This is a genomic window from Sphingomonas sp. Leaf33 (assembly GCF_001421785.1).
GTDB lineage: Bacteria > Pseudomonadota > Alphaproteobacteria > Sphingomonadales > Sphingomonadaceae > Sphingomonas.
In genome coordinates this window covers 873,673-888,202 of record NZ_LMLB01000001.1, presented here as the reverse complement: position 1 = coordinate 888,202, position 14,530 = coordinate 873,673, and the positions used below count along the sequence as shown (strand labels likewise).

The window sequence follows — 14,530 nt, the reverse complement described above, 5'->3', positions numbered from 1 at the left end:
TCGGTGTCCTTGGCGTCCGGCTTGTCGGTCTTGTCGGCGTCCTTGGTGTCCGGCTTGTCGGCCTTTTCCTTGGCCTTCGCTGCGTCATCCGCGGCCTTGGCGTCATCGCGAGCGCGTTGATCGGCGGCTCGCTGCGCGGCCTCGACGACCTTTGCCTCGTCGCGGGCGCGCGCTTCGGCGGAACGATCCGCCCCCACCGCACCTCGCCCGTTCGATCGATCGTCATCGACCTTTTCGCGCGTGTCCGCGAGGCGCTCCGACGCCGACCGGGCCACTGCATCCGATTGCTGCCTGTCGGCACGAACACCGCCATCGTCAGCGTTCGCCGAAATGGATAGCGCGCCCGGTATCGAAACGGCTGGCGCAATCACCGCTGATGCCAATTGCGTGACGACCGATCCCGTAACCATACCGTTCGTGACTTTGCCCAGATCGACCGGCTTCTCGGCGATCACCGTCGCGACGATCCCGGTGGCTTCACCAGCCGACGCAACGTCTGCCAGCGCGGCGCCGTCGCCAGGTGCCGACATATCGGATGCGGGCGGCGGCGCCGGCGTAGCCATAGGCGTCACCGGTTCGGACGGGGTCGTACCACGTACGGGCGAATCGACGGTGTGCGCGTTGTCACCCTGCACGCTCAGCCGATATCGGTCCGACGCGCTGACCATGGCAAGCGACCCCGGCCGGACAAGCTCCCGCGCACCGCCGTCATCGGTCGACACCTCGACGGCGCCCTCCACCACCTGCATCGACGCCCCCTCGCGCGAGACGGTGACGGAAAAGGTCGTCCCCTTCACGACAGCCGCGAGATACGGCGTCTTCACGCCGAAATGCGGGTTCGGCTGCTTGTCGATCCGGAAAAGCGCGGTGCCCCAGTCCTGCAGGATCTGGATCAGACCGGCCTGTTGTGCGGCTTCCGGAATGCGGATCCGACTGTTCGATGACACGGTGACGAATTCAGGCCCGCGAACCATGACCGCGCGGCTGCCGGGTGCCGTCTGCACAGTCGCGCCCGGCGCGACGGTCATGCCGCGTTCGGCCGCCCGCGTTCCGCGCGTGTCGGTGACCGTGACGCGTCCGCTCGCTTCGCTGATCTGCCACGAGCGCGCCTGCGCCAACGCAGACGAGCTCGACAACAGGCAGAGTGCCGCAATTGTGGCGCGGACAGTTTTGGTCATCGACGAATCCCTTTTGACTCATCGTGTCGAATAGATGGCAGAAATTTCGAGCCCCCTCCCAAAAATGGTTAAAGGACGTAAATTTGATCGTTTCGTAACATCTTAGACCTAGCGCTTCGCAACTGTTACCTGGTGCGAGCAACTGAAATTGACGCAGATCAAGATCTGGACAAGTATTTGCGCAATCGTCGTCGCGTCGCCCGCGCTCGGCCAGTCCGCGATCGATCGGGTCGATCCATCGCGGATCGAACGTGACAATCTGCCGAAGCCGCCGAAGGTGAAGGAGCCGCAGCCCGTCGTCGAGAGGGCGGTACCGGCGACCGTGATCCCGGAAACCATCGCGGTCGAGGTGGGGGCGATCACGTTCGAAGGTCTGCGCGATCTTAGCGAGCGGGATTTCTCCGACATCTTTGCGCGGTACATCGGTCGCTCGCTGAGCGCGGACGAATTGACGCGCCTGACCGAAGAGATCGGCAGCCGGGCGCGGGGGCGCGGCTATGTATTCGCGTCTGCCGCCATCGCGCCGCAGCGACTGTCCGCCGGGGTGCTGAGAGTCCAATATGATCCCGGCATCCTCGAGGCCGTTCGCATCGACGGCGACGAAAACGCCGCAGTCCGCGCCGCTCTGGCGCCGTTGATCGGCCGCCCCGCGCGTATGGACGAGGTCGAACGTCGGCTGCTGATCGCCGGCGATGTCAGCGGCGTCACGATCCTGCGCAGTGCATTCGTGCGCGAGGACGGCCGCGGCACGCTCGTCGTGAAGACGTCGGAAACAAGGACCCGGGTTCGCGCCGTGTTCGAAAACGACAGCACGGCACCGATCGGACCGGAGCAGTTTCGGATCGACGCCGACATCAACGGCGTGCTGGCCTCTGACGACGCCTTCACGGTGACCTATGTCAGCACCCCGTTCGAGCCCGCGGAGCTTCAGTATGTCCGCGCCGGCTACAGCAAGCGGGTCAGCCGGGACGGAACGGAAGTCGCGCTCGCCGTGGCGGCGTCATCGACCCATCCCGGGGCCTATCTGGATGCGTTCGATATCTCGGGCGACAGCCTGTCTGCGACAGTGTCGGTCCTCCAGCCGCTCCACCGCCGCCGCACGGCGAGCCTGTGGCTGAACGGCAGCGTCAGCCTGCGCGACGTCGAGCAGTTTCGCGCCGGAGAACGACGGCGCCGCGATCGCATTCTGGCCGTACGGGTCAGCGTGAACTGGAACATGCAGGCGGGCGGCGGCCTGTTGCGAGGCTCGCTCACGCTTTCCCAGGGTCTCGATGCCTTGGGTGCGACCGCCGCTGGAGACGCACTCGCATCGCGCGACGATGCCGACGGAACCTTCACCACGCTGTTGGGATGGGGCGATTGGACCCGCGGTCTGGGCGGTGGCGTCAGCCTGCGGCTCGCCGCCCAGGCCCAGCTATCGAGCAGGCCGCTGCTCGTCGCAGAAGAGATCGGTATCGGCGGCAGCGCGTTCCTGCGCGGCTATGATTACAGCGAGCGGTCGGGTGACCAGGGATATATGGGCCTGGCCGAGGTCCGCTACGACTGGCGCAACCCGCTCGGCCTGGGACGCAAGGCGCAGCTTTACGCCTTCGTCGATGGCGGGCGGGTGACAAATCTGGCTGGCGGCTTCGGCGGCGGCGGGCTGGTGTCCGGCGGCGGCGGCGTCCGGGCCGACGTCAGTCCGTCGATCGACGCCAATGTCGAATTGGCCGTTCCGCTGTCCGGACCACGATACGAGACCGAAAACAAGGACCCCAGGCTCAACCTCCGCGTCCTGAAGGCATTTTGATGCGAACGCTCGCCGATAATCGCCGACATGCGGTTAGAACCAAGGTTTTCGAGGTCTCGATCATCACCCTGAACGGTGCGGAGTATCGGGCGCACCTCCTGGACGTCAGCGACACCGGCGCCCGCGCGCACTGTACCCACCGGTTCGAGGTCGGCCAACGCGTGAAGGTGCGCTGGAACGATGCCGATCGAGCAGCCGAAGTGTGCTGGACGCAAGCGGATGACCGGCTAGGGCTGCGGTATCTTTGAGTTAGGGATAGTCTTCGGTCGATGTCGTCTGCCGAATGCCTGTCTCTTCTCGCATCCGGCAGAATGATACTCAGACCTGCGCCGTGCGACCTGAACACCCGTCTGATGTTTGCCGTTACGCGTCTACATACCGTCCGCCATCCCGACGTGACCGCCGACGTCCGTCGCAAACCCGATCGATCGGGCGTTCGGCCGTTTCCGGAACAACGTCCAGCCCCGACGCCCGCGCCGGTCGGCGGCATAACCGCGCGAACGATGACGAACCGATCTCGCCACTTACATCGCTGAAACGCTATTGAAACAGGCGCCGACCAACCGGCGGCATTTGCCACGAGTTGCGGCAAGTCGCAGACCTGGCGGAGACGGAGGGATTCGAACCCTCGGTACAGTTTCCCGTACGACGCTTTAGCAAAGCGTTGGTTTCAGCCACTCACCCACGTCTCCGGATGCGGCGGAAGCGGGGCTATAGCGAGGGTCGGCGGGGGGATCAACCGGGGTTTCGCAATCGTGTCACAAACTCGGTTCGACGGCGAAATCGATTCGCTTCGTCGCAGCGTTCATTGCCGGGCAATCCCCCGCCGCGGATAGAGGGTCACGGGTCGGCACACGGGGGAGTATACGCGCAGATGACCAGGTTTCACGCGCTTGCGCACATGCTGGCGCTGGTCGCGCTTGCCGCGGCACCGATGACGGCGGGCGCGCAGGTGCGTACGATCGATCCCAACAGCGCAATCGATGCCGATCTCGCGCCGCGGTCGACACCGTTGCGGACGTCTCCCGCGCCGCAGTCGACGCCGCGCAACACCCCGCCCGTCCAGCCGTCTTCCCCGCCGGCGCCGATCGACCCGGCGCCGACCGGCGACACCGCGCCGCCTGCCGGCCCGGACCCGATGGCCGCGCGCGCGACGGCGGCGGACGCGAGCGGTACGTATCAGCGCGACGACGTGATGAGCGCGGCCGAGGGCGTGTTCGGCAAGGGGGCCGCGGGTCTGGCCGGGATGGTCGAGAAGGTGCTGAAGGACCAGGGCGAGCCCAACGCCTATATCGCCGGCCGCGAAGTCAGCGGCGCGTTCGTCGTGGGCCTGCGCTACGGGTCGGGCGTCATGACTCACCGGGTCGAGGGCACGCGGCCGGTCTATTGGACAGGACCGTCGGTCGGCTTCGACGTCGGCGGGGACGCGAGCAAGGTCTTCGTGCTCGTCTACAACCTGTACGACACGCAGGACCTGTTCCACCGCTTCCCGGCGGGCGAGGGCCGCGTGTTCTTCGTCGGCGGGTTCGCCGCTACCTATCTGCGACGCGGCAACACGGTCGTGATCCCGATCCGGCTGGGCGTCGGCTGGCGGCTGGGCGCCAACGTCGGCTACATGCGGTTCAGCGAGAAGTCGCGCTGGCTGCCGTTCTGATCGTTCAACCGAACCAATGACGCGCGCCGCCGCGGCGCAGGCCGATCAACGTCGCGACGACGATCAGGACTGCGGCGAGCGGCGCCGCCAGCGCGACTTCGGACGATCGCGCGCCACCGGCCGCATAGATCGCCGCGAGCGCCCAGAGGAAGACGAGCGCATACGGCGGGTTGCCACGGCCCTTCAGCAGGGTCGCTGCGCCGATCAGCCCGGCGACCACGAGCAACGCCGCAGCGATCAGCGGGGTCGCCGCCCCGCCGTCGACACCGTAAAAGCGAAGTGATGCGGCGATGTTGACGGTCATCGCGACGGTCAGCCAGCTGGCCAGTGCCGTTAGCGGCAATGCACCGCACCAGCGCTCGCCGGCAGTGAACGGTCGGTCCCACGCGGCAAAGCGGCGATAGGCGACGAGCAGGCAACCGAGCGTAAAGGCGATGATGACGACCGAAATCGCGCCGAGCCCGTAGACCTGCGTATAGAGCGCCCACAGCGCGTTGCCGGCAAAGGCCCCGGCGGCGGGGAGCCGGACCTGCGCGAGCAGCGCGTTGCCACGGTGCGCCGGCAGTGCCTGATACACCGCGAATACCAGCGACCCGGCATAGAGCGCGCCCCAGATCGAAAAGGCCCAGCCCGCCGGCGTCACCAGCGTGCGCACCGCATCCGACTGCGATCCGATCGGCTGGCCGATACTGAAAAACGGCAGCGTCGGCGTCAGTATCTGGAGGATCGCAAAGGCGAGCGGCAGAAGCCAGGCCGAGGATGTCGCGGGCGAGGTCTGGGATGCGCGGGTGGCTGTCGTCATATCCCGCCAACTCCCGTCCCCCGCTTTCGTTTCGCGCCGGCGGGTATGCGCCTTAGACGAAGGCGGGCGCCTTGCGCAGGTGCTGATACGCCTCGACCACGGCCTGCAACGCGCTTTCATGCGCGCGGTCGCCGCCATTGCGGTCGGGATGGAACTTGCGGACCAGCTCGGAATAGCGGGTGCGCAGCGCATGGCGATCGGCGTCGGCGGCGAGGCCCAGGATCTTCAGTGCACGGCGGTCGTCGCCCGACAACGGCTTGCCGTCAGCGCGCCCGCGGGCCTCCGCCATCTTCTCCCTGAACCGCGCGCCGATCGCGTCGAGCGGGTCGTTGAAGTCGGACCATTTGGGCGGACGGTCGGCGCCGTTGCTGGCGAATGCGCGGGTCTCGCGTTCCCAGCCGGCATAGGGGCGCTGGGCCGCATGGATTTCGTCCGGGGTCATGCCGGTGAAGAAATTATACCCCGCGTTGAACGCACGGACGTGGTCGAGGCAAAGCCAGCGAAACGCGCCCGGCCCGTCCCCGCTCACGCCGGGACCGGCAGGCGCGCGGAATTCGCCGGGTTCGCTGCACCCGGGTTGGGCGCACACCCGGCCATCCGCGTCAACCCGGCCGTGAAACCGCATCTTCGGCCGCTCGCGCCGCGGTTCGTCGTCCGCCACTCCCATCCTTCCCGAAAAACGGCCTATATAGGCGGCATGACGACCATCGCCACCGCACCGCTTGCCGAGATTATTACCGAACGGCTGACACAATCGCTCAGGCCGACACATCTGGTCGTGAGCAACGACAGCCACCTGCACGCCGGCCATATGGGCGACGACGGGACGGGCGAAAGTCATTTTTCGGTCGAGGTGGAAAGCGCCGCCTTCGCCGGGTTGAACCGCGTTGCGCGCCAGCGGTTGGTGAACCACGCGCTCGCCGACCTGCTGGCGACCCGTATCCACGCGCTGGCGATCCGGGCGCGGGCGCCGGGGGAGGGTTGATGGCCTACGATCTCTGGTACTGGCCCGACATTCAGGGCCGCGGCGAATTCATCCGCCTGCCGCTGGAAGCCGCGGGCATCGCCTATCGCGACTGCGCGCGCGAGGTCGGCGCCGAGGCTTTGCTGGAGGATTTGGAGGCACGCGGTCCCCGCGGGCCGTTCGCCCCGCCCTATCTGGAAGCCGACGGTCAGGTCGTCGCGCAGGTCGCCAACATCCTGGCGTGGCTGGGCGATACGCACGGGCTGGCCCCGACCGACCGCGTCTGGGCGCACCAGCTGCAATTGACGATCGCCGACATGGTGGCGGAGGTGCACAATGTGCATCACCCGGTCGCGATGATGGCCTATTACGAGGACCAGAAGGTGGAGGCCGCGCGGGCCGCCGCGCAGTTCCGCGACGAGCGGATGCCGAAATATCTGGCGCATTTCGAGGCGGCGGCAGCGGCCGGCGGCGACTGGGTCAGCGACGGGCGCTGGACCTACCTCGACACGTCACTCTTCCAGCTGGTCGAGGGGATGCGGTATATGTTCCCGGACCGGATGGCCGCGATCGAGGGCGACTATCCCAACCTGATCCGCATCCACGACCAGGTCGCGACGCTTCCCGGCATCCGCGCCTATCTGGACAGCGACCGCCGCATTCCCTTCACCGAAGACGGCATCTTCCGCCGCTATCCGGAGCTCGACGGCCAATGACCCATGACGACCTGTTCGACATCGTCCTGACGCCGGTCACCCACGATCTGGGCGGCTTCAAGGTCCACCGCACGCTACCAGCCAAGGCACGGACGATGGTCGGGCCGTTCCTGTTCTTCGACCAGATGGGCCCGGCAATCCTCGATGCCGGCACCGGCATCGACGTGCGCCCACACCCGCACATCAACCTGGCGACGGTCACCTATCTGTTCGGCGGCGCGATCGACCACCGCGATTCGCTGGGGACCAGGGCGCGGATCGAGCCCGGCGCGGTGAACCTGATGACTGCGGGCCACGGCATCGTCCACAGCGAACGCTCGCCCGGCGACGAGCGTGCGAAGGGGCCGGAACTGTCGGGCATCCAGACGTGGATCGCACTGCCGGAACAGGTCGAAGAAATGGATCCGGCGTTCGAGCACGTCACAAAGGCGCAACTGCCGGTGATCGAGGACGGCTGCGCGACCGCGCGCGTCATCATGGGCTCGCTGTGGGGGCACGCTGCACCGACGACGACCTATGCCGACACGATCTACGCCGACATCCTGCTGGCGCCCGGCGGGTCGATACCGATCGATGCCGACGCCGACGAGCGCGCCTTGTACCTGTGCGACGGCGATGCGCGAGTGGAGGGAATGCCGCTCGACCGCACCAACCTGTATGTGCTGCGACCCGGCGTCAAAGCGACGCTAACCAGCGAGCGCGGCGCGCGCGTGATGCTGTGCGGCGGCGAGGCGATGACGCCGCGGCATGTGTGGTGGAACTTCGTCTCGTCCAGCCGCGAGCGGATCAACGAAGCCAAGCGCGCATGGAAGGCGCGCGAATTTCCGGTCGTGCCGGGCGATGCGGAGGAATTCATCCCGATCCCGGAGGTGCCGAAGACGGTGAGCTATCCGTAGGCACTGTCGTCCCCGCGAAGGCGGGGACCCATCTCCCGGACGGGCAACAGGATAGTGCAGGCGATGGGTTTCCCGCCTGCGCGGGAACGAGGATTGAAGCAAATGGCAGACGTTCGGCTAGACCACATTCCGCTGCCCACCGGCGTCACGCTGGCGGTGGCGGTCGCTGGCGATCCGGCCCATCCGCCGGTCATCCTGCTCCACGGCTTTCCCGAATCGCACCGCACCTGGCGCGACGTCCAGCCGGACCTCGCTCGCGACCACTTCGTGCTGGCGCCCGACCAGCGCGGGTTCGCGGGGTCGTCGAAGCCCGAGGGGGTCGAGAACTACGCGCCTGACCGGATCGTCACCGACCTGATCGCGCTGGCCGACCATTTCGGCATCGATCGCTTCACATTGGTCGGCCACGATTGGGGCGGCGCGATCGCGTGGATGGCGGCGTTGCAGCGGCCGGACCGCGTCGCGCGGCTCGTGATCGTCAACGCGCCCCACCCGCTCGTCTTCCAGCGCAGCCTGTTCGACGATCCCGAACAGCGCGCATCGAGCCAGTACATCACCGCCTTCCGTAATCCGGCGATCGAGGCGCATGTCGCGAGCATCGGCATCGACGGCTTCTTCGACAGGAGCTTCGCGCCGCACGTCGACATGACCAAGGTGTCGGACGAAGAGCGCGCCCGCTACATCGCCGACTGGTCGCAGCCGGGCGCGCTCGTTGCGATGCTCAACTGGTACCGCGCGAGTGCGATCGTCGTGCCCGCGCCGGACGAGACGCCCGAGCGGCCTGCCTATCTCGACGCGCCCTTCCCCCCGGTCACACAGCCGACGTTGGTCGTGTGGGGAATGCGCGACACGGCGCTGCGCCCGGTGCAGATCGAGGGGCTCGACGCGCTGGTACCCGACCTGACGGTCACGAAGGTCGATGCCGGGCATTTCGTACCGTGGGAGAATGCGCCGGCGGTGATCGCAGCCATGCGCGACTGGGGGATTTAGCGCGCCAAGAAGAAACACGACCTACCGTTCGTGCTGAGCCTGTCGAAGCCCTGTCCTTTTCTTCAGGCCCCGTCGCACAACGCACGAAGAAGAGTAGCCTTTCGACAAGCTCAGGGCGAACGGCAAAGGGGCACCACGTCGAATATCTCAAACCGGCGCGACCCCGCTCAGCACATAGTCTCCCGCCGGGTGCGGCGCCGCCAGCCCCTCGATCCAGGTTCCATGCGCATGGGCGTGGGCGACGACCTCCATCCCCCGCTCCCCCGGCCAGCCGCGGACGCGGACTTCGTGCGCGGCGAGGTCGCGGTTGGGTTCCAGCATCACCCAGCCGAACGGGCGCTGCATCGTCGCCCCGGCGCCCGCAGCGTGGATCGCATCGCGCATGCGCGTCTGGCGATCGCGCCCGAGATATTGCCAGACGACCGAATGGACCACGACACGGGCCACGCCCACCGCCTGCGGCTCGGCCAGGCGCGCGACCACCCAGTCGGCCGCATCGCCGCGGTCGAGCGCGACACCTTGGTCGCGCACCATGGCGATGGCGCGGTCGAGGCGTGTCTGCCGTTCGGTCGCATCGATCCAGCAATAGGCGGCCAGCCGCGTCGCCGCGGCCGGATCGGTCAGGTCGATCGGCGCGATATCGACCCCGCGTACCGATTCGATCGCCACCGGCGCGTCCGGCGGCGACGGCCCACGCCAGTCGGGGCGAAGCGTCACCGGCGATTCGGGACCGACCGACATTCCGCCCAGATCGAAGCGGTAGCGATCGATCAGCAGGTTGAGCGCCGCACTCGACCCCAGTTCCAGCAGCTCGAACCGCGGGCCGTAGCGCGCCGCGAGATGCAGCAACCCGGTCATCAGCGCCGCCGACCGGCCCGGCTCGTTGGTCTGCGGCGGCCCATCGAGCCAAGGCAGCAGCGCCGCGTTATGCACGACCAGCGCCGTCCGCAATTCCTCGACATCGCCATCGAACCCCACCGCATGTCCCGCCCGGTGCAGTGCGTGCAGCCCACCGATCAGCCGCAGCGGCAGCGCGTCGGCGATCGGATCGCCCGGCCAGTCGAGCACCGCCCGTCCGGTCGCCGTATCGCGGCCCAGCACGTCCGCCAACCCTCGCGCGACTGTGGCCGTGATCGGCGCGCCCATCACGTCGCAAAAGCCGGCCTGGCGTCGAAACGCCTCGCGAACGCGTTCCTCGGTGCTCATGCGTACAATTGCGCCCCTTCCCTGCCCTGAGTAAAGCCTGCGCAATCATGGCCGATCCGATCGTTATCGCCGTCCCCAAGGGACGTATCCTCGAAGAAGCGTTGCCGCTGCTCGCGCGCGCCGGGATCGAGCCCGAAGCTGCGTTCTCGGACGAGAAGAGCCGCGCGCTGCGCTTCTCGACCAACCGCGCCGACATCGACCTGATCCGCGTCCGCGCGTTCGACGTCGCGACCTTCGTCGCGCACGGGGCGGCGCAGCTCGGCATCGTCGGGTCGGACGTGCTGATGGAGTTCGACTATTCTGAGCTTTACGCGCCGGTCGATCTCGGCATCGGCCATTGTCGCCTGTCGGTCGCCGAACCCGCCGCAATGGCCGAGCGCGACGATCCGCGCGGGTGGAGCCACGTCCGCATCGCGACGAAATACCCGAATGTCACCAAGGCGCATTTCTCCGCGCGCGATGTCGGGGCCGAATGCGTCAAGCTGAACGGCGCGATGGAACTGGCGCCGGTGCTGGGCCTCGCGCCGCGCATCGTCGACCTCGTGTCGTCGGGGCGTACGCTGAAGGAGAACGGGCTGGTCGAAGTCGAGGTGATCGCCGAAGTGACCAGCCGCCTGATCGTCAACCGCGCGGCGTTCAAGACCCGCGCGGAAATCGTGCCGCTGGTCGATGCCTTCCGTCGCGCGGTGCAACCGAGTGCCGTTCGACACGTAGAGGAACCCACACAGCCGGCCCCCCTGCCCGCCCCCGATGTGGACGCCTTCTGACATGCTGAAGCTTTCGACAACCGACCCACGGTTCGACGCGGATTTCGCCGCGCTGGTCAACGCCCGGCGCGAGGCCGACGCAGACGTCGCGCGCGACGTGCAGACCATCGTCCGCGCAGTGCGTGACGACGGCGACGCTGCGGTCGCTGCCTATACCAAGCGGCTTGACGGGCATGACCTGAATGAAACCGGCTGGCGGATCGAACGTGCCGACCTGCTCGCCGCCTATGAGGGGCTGACGCCAGACCTGCGTGCCGCGCTCGAACTCGCGGCAGAGCGGATCGCGACGTATCACGCCAAGCAGGTTCCCGAGAACCGCGACGAAACCGACAGCGCCGGCGTACGGCTGGGGGCGCGGTGGCGGCCGGTCGATGCGGCGGGGGTCTATGTCCCCGGCGGCCGCGCGGCCTATCCCAGCTCGGTGCTGATGAACGCGCTGCCGGCGAAGGCCGCAGGCGTCGAGCGGCTGGTGATGGTCACGCCGACCCCCAAGGGGCAGGTCAACCCGCTGGTCTTGGCCGCGGCGCATCTGGCCGGCGTGGACGAGGTATGGCGCGTCGGCGGCGCACAGGCGATCGCTGCGCTCGCCTATGGCACTGGCCGGATCAAGCCGGTCGACGTGGTCACCGGCCCCGGTAACGCCTGGGTCGCGGAGGCGAAGCGACAGCTGTACGGCGTCGTCGGCATCGACATGGTCGCGGGCCCGAGCGAGATCGTCGTCGTCGCCGACGGCGCGAACGATCCCGAATGGATCGCCGCCGACCTGCTCAGCCAGAGCGAGCACGACCCGACCAGCCAGTCGATCCTGTTCACCGATGATGCGCTGTTCGCGGATTCGGTGGCGGATGCGGTAGACCGCCAGATCGGCGAGCTGTCGACCCGCGATGTCGCACGACAGGCGTGGGATGCGAACGGCGCGATCGTGGTGGTGGGCACGCTCGACGAGGCGCTGCCGCTGGTCGATCGGCTGGCACCCGAGCACCTCGAACTCGCCTGCGAGCCGGACGTGGCGGAAAGCCTGTTCGAGCGTGTGCGCCACGCCGGATCGGCGTTCCTCGGCCGCCACACGCCCGAGGCTGTCGGCGATTATGTCGCAGGGCCGAATCATGTGCTCCCGACCGGACGCCGCGCGCGGTTTTCCTCGGGCCTCTCGGTGCTCGACTTCATGAAGCGCACCAGCTTCCTTGCGTGCGATCCGGCGTCGCTCGCGGCGATCGGCCCGGCGGCGGTGGCGCTGGCGGAGGCCGAAGGGCTGCCGGCGCACGCGAAGTCGGTGGCGTTGCGGTTAGGCTCCTAACGCCCTCCCCGTTCGTGCTGAGCCTGTCGAAGCACCGTTCCGCTATCGGCTCGTTCACCCTTGCCGCACGAAGAACGGTGCTTCGACAAGCTCAGCACGAACGGATGTGGGGATCCGCTCACGGCCAAACGTGGACCTTTGCTTCCGGGAAGCGTAGGGAGCCGCCCGTCATGACCAATCATTCGAACTCCCGTACCCGCGCACGCTCGACCGCGCGGGCCGCTGCGCGCCTGGGTGCCGTGCAGGCGCTGTACCAGCAGGACATGGAAGGCACGCCGTTGCGCCAGCTGCTGACCGAATTCCACCAGCACAGGTTGGGCGCGGTGATCGAGGACGTCGAATATGCCGACGCCGATCCCGATTTCTTCGACGACATCGTCAGCGGCGTCGATGCGCGGCGCGAGGAGATCGACCGGCTGATCGCGGGCAAGCTGTCGACCGGGTGGAGCCTGGAGCGGCTCGACAAGCCGATGCGCGGGCTGCTGCGCGCCGGCACCTACGAACTGCTCGCGAGGGCCGACGTGCCGACCGCGGCGGTCATCAGCGAATATCTCGACGTGGCCGACGCCTTCTACGACAAGCGTGAGAAGGGCTTCGTCAACGGCCTGCTCGACGCAGTGGCAAAGGATGTGCGGAAGTAAGCGCCGCTCCCGCGCAGGACTACGAAGCGATGAGTTTGCGGCTCTACGCTCACGCCTGCGTGGAATCGTGGCGGATGATGGCCACCGCAGCCGTGACAACCGCGGCATCCTCGACGAAGCCCGTCGCGGTCTGACCGTGATAATTGATCGCGATCGCCCGCGCATACCAGCCAGGGAACGACGCCACGAGCGCGGTCAGACCGCCCACAGCGGCGCCACGCCAGCGATCCTGCTTCGCCGACAGCGCAGCGCCGGCAATCGCAGCCGTGGTGAAGCGGCCGAGCAGCCCCAAGGCCACGATCCGGTCGGGCGCGGTTTTCTGCTTGTCGCCAGCCATCTCGCCGATCGCCAACGCCAGGGTGCCTGCCGCCACCAGCGGATGGCCGAGTAGTCTCGGCGCCCCGGTGTCCCCGGGCAATTCACCGCGCGCCGCGGCGATCGCAACGGCGGCGAGCGGCGTCATCGCGCGCTGGCCGCCGACAAGGCCCATGAGGAAGGGTGCGAGCATGGTGCGACTCCGGACGTGTTAGTCCCGGACAACGCTGGGCTTCGATTAAGGGATCCGCCCTCTCCTCCATCCCGTTCGCCCTGAGCCTGTCAAAGGGCTGCCCTTCTTCGTGCCGCAAGCCTAACCGCTCAAAGAACAGGACAGTGCTTCGACAAGCTCGGCACGAACGCGATAAATGGTGAAGTCAGCGCGCCAGCGTCGGAAACGCCGCCTTGAACGCCGCGACCTTGGGCTTGTCCCAGCGCACGATATAGCCGTGCGTCGGGTTGCGGCGCGCGAAGTCCTGATGTTCGGCTTCGGCGGGGAAGAACGCTCCGCTCTCGATCTTCGTCGCGATCGGCTTGCCGAAGGCCTTGGTGGCGCCAAGCTGGCGGATATAGGCCGCCGCCACCGCACGCTGCTGCGGCGTCTGCGGGAAGATGGCGGAACGATAGCTCGGGCCCGAATCGGGATACTGCCCGTCGACCTGCGTCGGGTCGTGCGCGACGGAGAAATAGACGCGCAGCAGCGTGCCGTAGCTCACCTGGTGCGGATCATAGGTGATCTGCACCGCCTCGGCATGGCGAGTGCGCTCGGTCGAAACTTCCGCGTAATTCGCGGTCTCGCGCGTCCCGCCGGCATAGCCCGACACGACGTTGCGCACGCCCTTCACGTCCTGGAACACGGCTTCCATGCCCCAGAAGCAGCCGCCAGCGAGAACCGCGGTCTGCATTCCACCGCCTGTCGACACATCCTGCGTCGGCGCAGGGATCCGGACTGCGCGTTCGGCCTGACCCGGCGTGGCGATGATCGCGGTACCGGCCGCGACGGCGATAAGGGGGAGGATGAGAGCTTTCATGTCACCTTATCCGTCGAAGCCAGCGGAAAAAGATGCGTTATCGGTGCGTGACCGTCGCGGCGTGCGCCGCCGGGATCATCGCTTCGTCGGCCTGGACTGCTGCGACCGACACCATCGCCACCGCGCCGAACGCGAAGCCGCCCAGGAACAGGCGGAGGAAACCGGGCTTGGTCTTTGACTTGGTCTTGGTCGGCATTACGAACATCCTTGGGCGGCACGCCCGTCCTTCCCGGCGCACCAGACGTAACTTTTCTCCGCTGACGAGGACCGTCAGACCGGCAGCG

Annotated in this window: 17 protein-coding genes and 1 tRNA gene; 10 read left to right on the top strand and 8 right to left on the bottom strand. The window is 67.5% G+C overall.

Features of this window, described 5'->3' with window-relative positions; genetic code table 11:
* The coding region (locus ASE86_RS04455) for a FecR domain-containing protein (protein ID WP_082441667.1) at nucleotides 1-1,178 on the bottom strand (1,178 nt) is incomplete at its 3' end.
* A gap of 148 nt (nucleotides 1,179-1,326) precedes the next feature.
* On the opposite strand from ASE86_RS04455, the gene ASE86_RS04450 reads away from it, so the two are divergent.
* Complete coding sequence (locus tag ASE86_RS04450) at nucleotides 1,327-2,967, top strand: ShlB/FhaC/HecB family hemolysin secretion/activation protein (RefSeq protein ID WP_056422883.1); 1,641 nt, start codon at nucleotides 1,327-1,329, stop codon at nucleotides 2,965-2,967.
* Nucleotides 2,967-3,215 carry a PilZ domain-containing protein gene (locus ASE86_RS04445; RefSeq protein WP_056422880.1) on the top strand — a complete coding sequence of 83 codons (249 nt, stop codon included), beginning with the start codon at nucleotides 2,967-2,969 and terminating at the stop codon, nucleotides 3,213-3,215. The genes ASE86_RS04450 and ASE86_RS04445 overlap by 1 nt, the downstream gene beginning before the upstream one ends.
* A 354-nt stretch (nucleotides 3,216-3,569) precedes the next feature.
* On the opposite strand, the gene ASE86_RS04440 is transcribed toward ASE86_RS04445, so the two are convergent.
* Nucleotides 3,570-3,659: transfer RNA gene (locus ASE86_RS04440), tRNA-Ser, on the bottom strand.
* 182 nt (nucleotides 3,660-3,841) lie between these two features.
* On the opposite strand from ASE86_RS04440, the gene ASE86_RS04435 reads away from it, so the two are divergent.
* Nucleotides 3,842-4,621, top strand: a complete 780-nt coding sequence (locus tag ASE86_RS04435; RefSeq protein WP_056422878.1) for a DUF1134 domain-containing protein — start codon at nucleotides 3,842-3,844, stop codon at nucleotides 4,619-4,621.
* A 4-nt stretch (nucleotides 4,622-4,625) separates the two neighbouring features.
* Here ASE86_RS04435 and ASE86_RS04430 read toward each other — a convergent pair whose 3' ends face one another.
* Together ASE86_RS04430 and ASE86_RS04425 are read right to left on the bottom strand one after the other, a co-directional pair.
* Nucleotides 4,626-5,423, bottom strand: coding sequence for a hypothetical protein (locus ASE86_RS04430; protein WP_056422875.1), 798 nt, complete (start codon nucleotides 5,421-5,423; stop codon nucleotides 4,626-4,628).
* Between the two features lie 52 nt (nucleotides 5,424-5,475).
* A complete protein-coding gene (locus ASE86_RS04425) occupies nucleotides 5,476-6,090 on the bottom strand; it encodes a J domain-containing protein (protein WP_056422874.1) in 615 nt (204 codons plus the stop codon).
* Nucleotides 6,091-6,120: 30 nt separating this feature from the next.
* Between ASE86_RS04425 and ASE86_RS04420 the strand changes: the two genes are divergently transcribed.
* The 4 genes from ASE86_RS04420 (at nucleotide 6,121) to ASE86_RS04405 (ending at nucleotide 8,989) form a co-directional block, all read left to right on the top strand.
* On the top strand, nucleotides 6,121-6,408 hold the full coding sequence (locus ASE86_RS04420) for a BolA family protein (RefSeq protein ID WP_056422871.1): 288 nt from the start codon (nucleotides 6,121-6,123) through the stop codon (nucleotides 6,406-6,408).
* Nucleotides 6,408-7,103 carry a glutathione S-transferase gene (locus tag ASE86_RS04415; RefSeq protein WP_056422869.1) on the top strand — a complete coding sequence of 232 codons (696 nt, stop codon included), beginning with the start codon at nucleotides 6,408-6,410 and terminating at the stop codon, nucleotides 7,101-7,103. The genes ASE86_RS04420 and ASE86_RS04415 overlap by 1 nt, the downstream gene beginning before the upstream one ends.
* Complete coding sequence (locus ASE86_RS04410; RefSeq protein WP_056422865.1) at nucleotides 7,100-7,999, top strand: pirin family protein; 900 nt, start codon at nucleotides 7,100-7,102, stop codon at nucleotides 7,997-7,999. Before ASE86_RS04415 ends, ASE86_RS04410 begins: the two co-directional genes overlap by 4 nt.
* A gap of 102 nt (nucleotides 8,000-8,101) precedes the next feature.
* Complete coding sequence (locus ASE86_RS04405; protein WP_056422864.1) at nucleotides 8,102-8,989, top strand: alpha/beta fold hydrolase; 888 nt, start codon at nucleotides 8,102-8,104, stop codon at nucleotides 8,987-8,989.
* Nucleotides 8,990-9,136: 147 nt separating this feature from the next.
* Here the strand turns inward: ASE86_RS04405 and ASE86_RS04400 are convergent, their stop codons facing one another.
* Nucleotides 9,137-10,195, bottom strand: coding sequence for a DUF2332 domain-containing protein (locus ASE86_RS04400; protein WP_056422859.1), 1,059 nt, complete (start codon nucleotides 10,193-10,195; stop codon nucleotides 9,137-9,139).
* A gap of 47 nt (nucleotides 10,196-10,242) precedes the next feature.
* Between ASE86_RS04400 and hisG the strand changes: the two genes are divergently transcribed.
* The 3 genes from hisG to nusB all read left to right on the top strand — a co-directional run bounded on the left by hisG (nucleotide 10,243) and on the right by nusB (nucleotide 12,900).
* Nucleotides 10,243-10,962 (top strand): ATP phosphoribosyltransferase, encoded by a 720-nt coding sequence (hisG, locus tag ASE86_RS04395; protein WP_056422856.1) that lies wholly within the window; start codon nucleotides 10,243-10,245, stop codon nucleotides 10,960-10,962.
* A 1-nt stretch (nucleotide 10,963) separates the two neighbouring features.
* Nucleotides 10,964-12,259: a histidinol dehydrogenase gene (gene hisD, locus ASE86_RS04390; RefSeq protein WP_056422854.1), complete on the top strand. Its 1,296-nt coding sequence runs from the start codon at nucleotides 10,964-10,966 to the stop codon at nucleotides 12,257-12,259.
* Between the two features lie 170 nt (nucleotides 12,260-12,429).
* Nucleotides 12,430-12,900, top strand: a complete 471-nt coding sequence (gene nusB, locus ASE86_RS04385; RefSeq protein ID WP_056422850.1) for a transcription antitermination factor NusB — start codon at nucleotides 12,430-12,432, stop codon at nucleotides 12,898-12,900.
* Nucleotides 12,901-12,949: 49 nt separating this feature from the next.
* Here nusB and ASE86_RS04380 read toward each other — a convergent pair whose 3' ends face one another.
* From ASE86_RS04380 to ASE86_RS15900, 3 genes are all read right to left on the bottom strand, one after another.
* Entirely contained in the window at nucleotides 12,950-13,408 is a 459-nt protein-coding gene (locus ASE86_RS04380; protein ID WP_056422848.1) for a hypothetical protein, read from the bottom strand.
* Between the two features lie 184 nt (nucleotides 13,409-13,592).
* Nucleotides 13,593-14,246, bottom strand: a complete 654-nt coding sequence (gene msrA / locus ASE86_RS04375; RefSeq protein ID WP_056422846.1) for a peptide-methionine (S)-S-oxide reductase MsrA — start codon at nucleotides 14,244-14,246, stop codon at nucleotides 13,593-13,595.
* Between the two features lie 37 nt (nucleotides 14,247-14,283).
* Complete coding sequence (locus ASE86_RS15900) at nucleotides 14,284-14,442, bottom strand: hypothetical protein (RefSeq protein ID WP_156347027.1); 159 nt, start codon at nucleotides 14,440-14,442, stop codon at nucleotides 14,284-14,286.
* Nucleotides 14,443-14,530 lie beyond the last annotated feature (88 nt).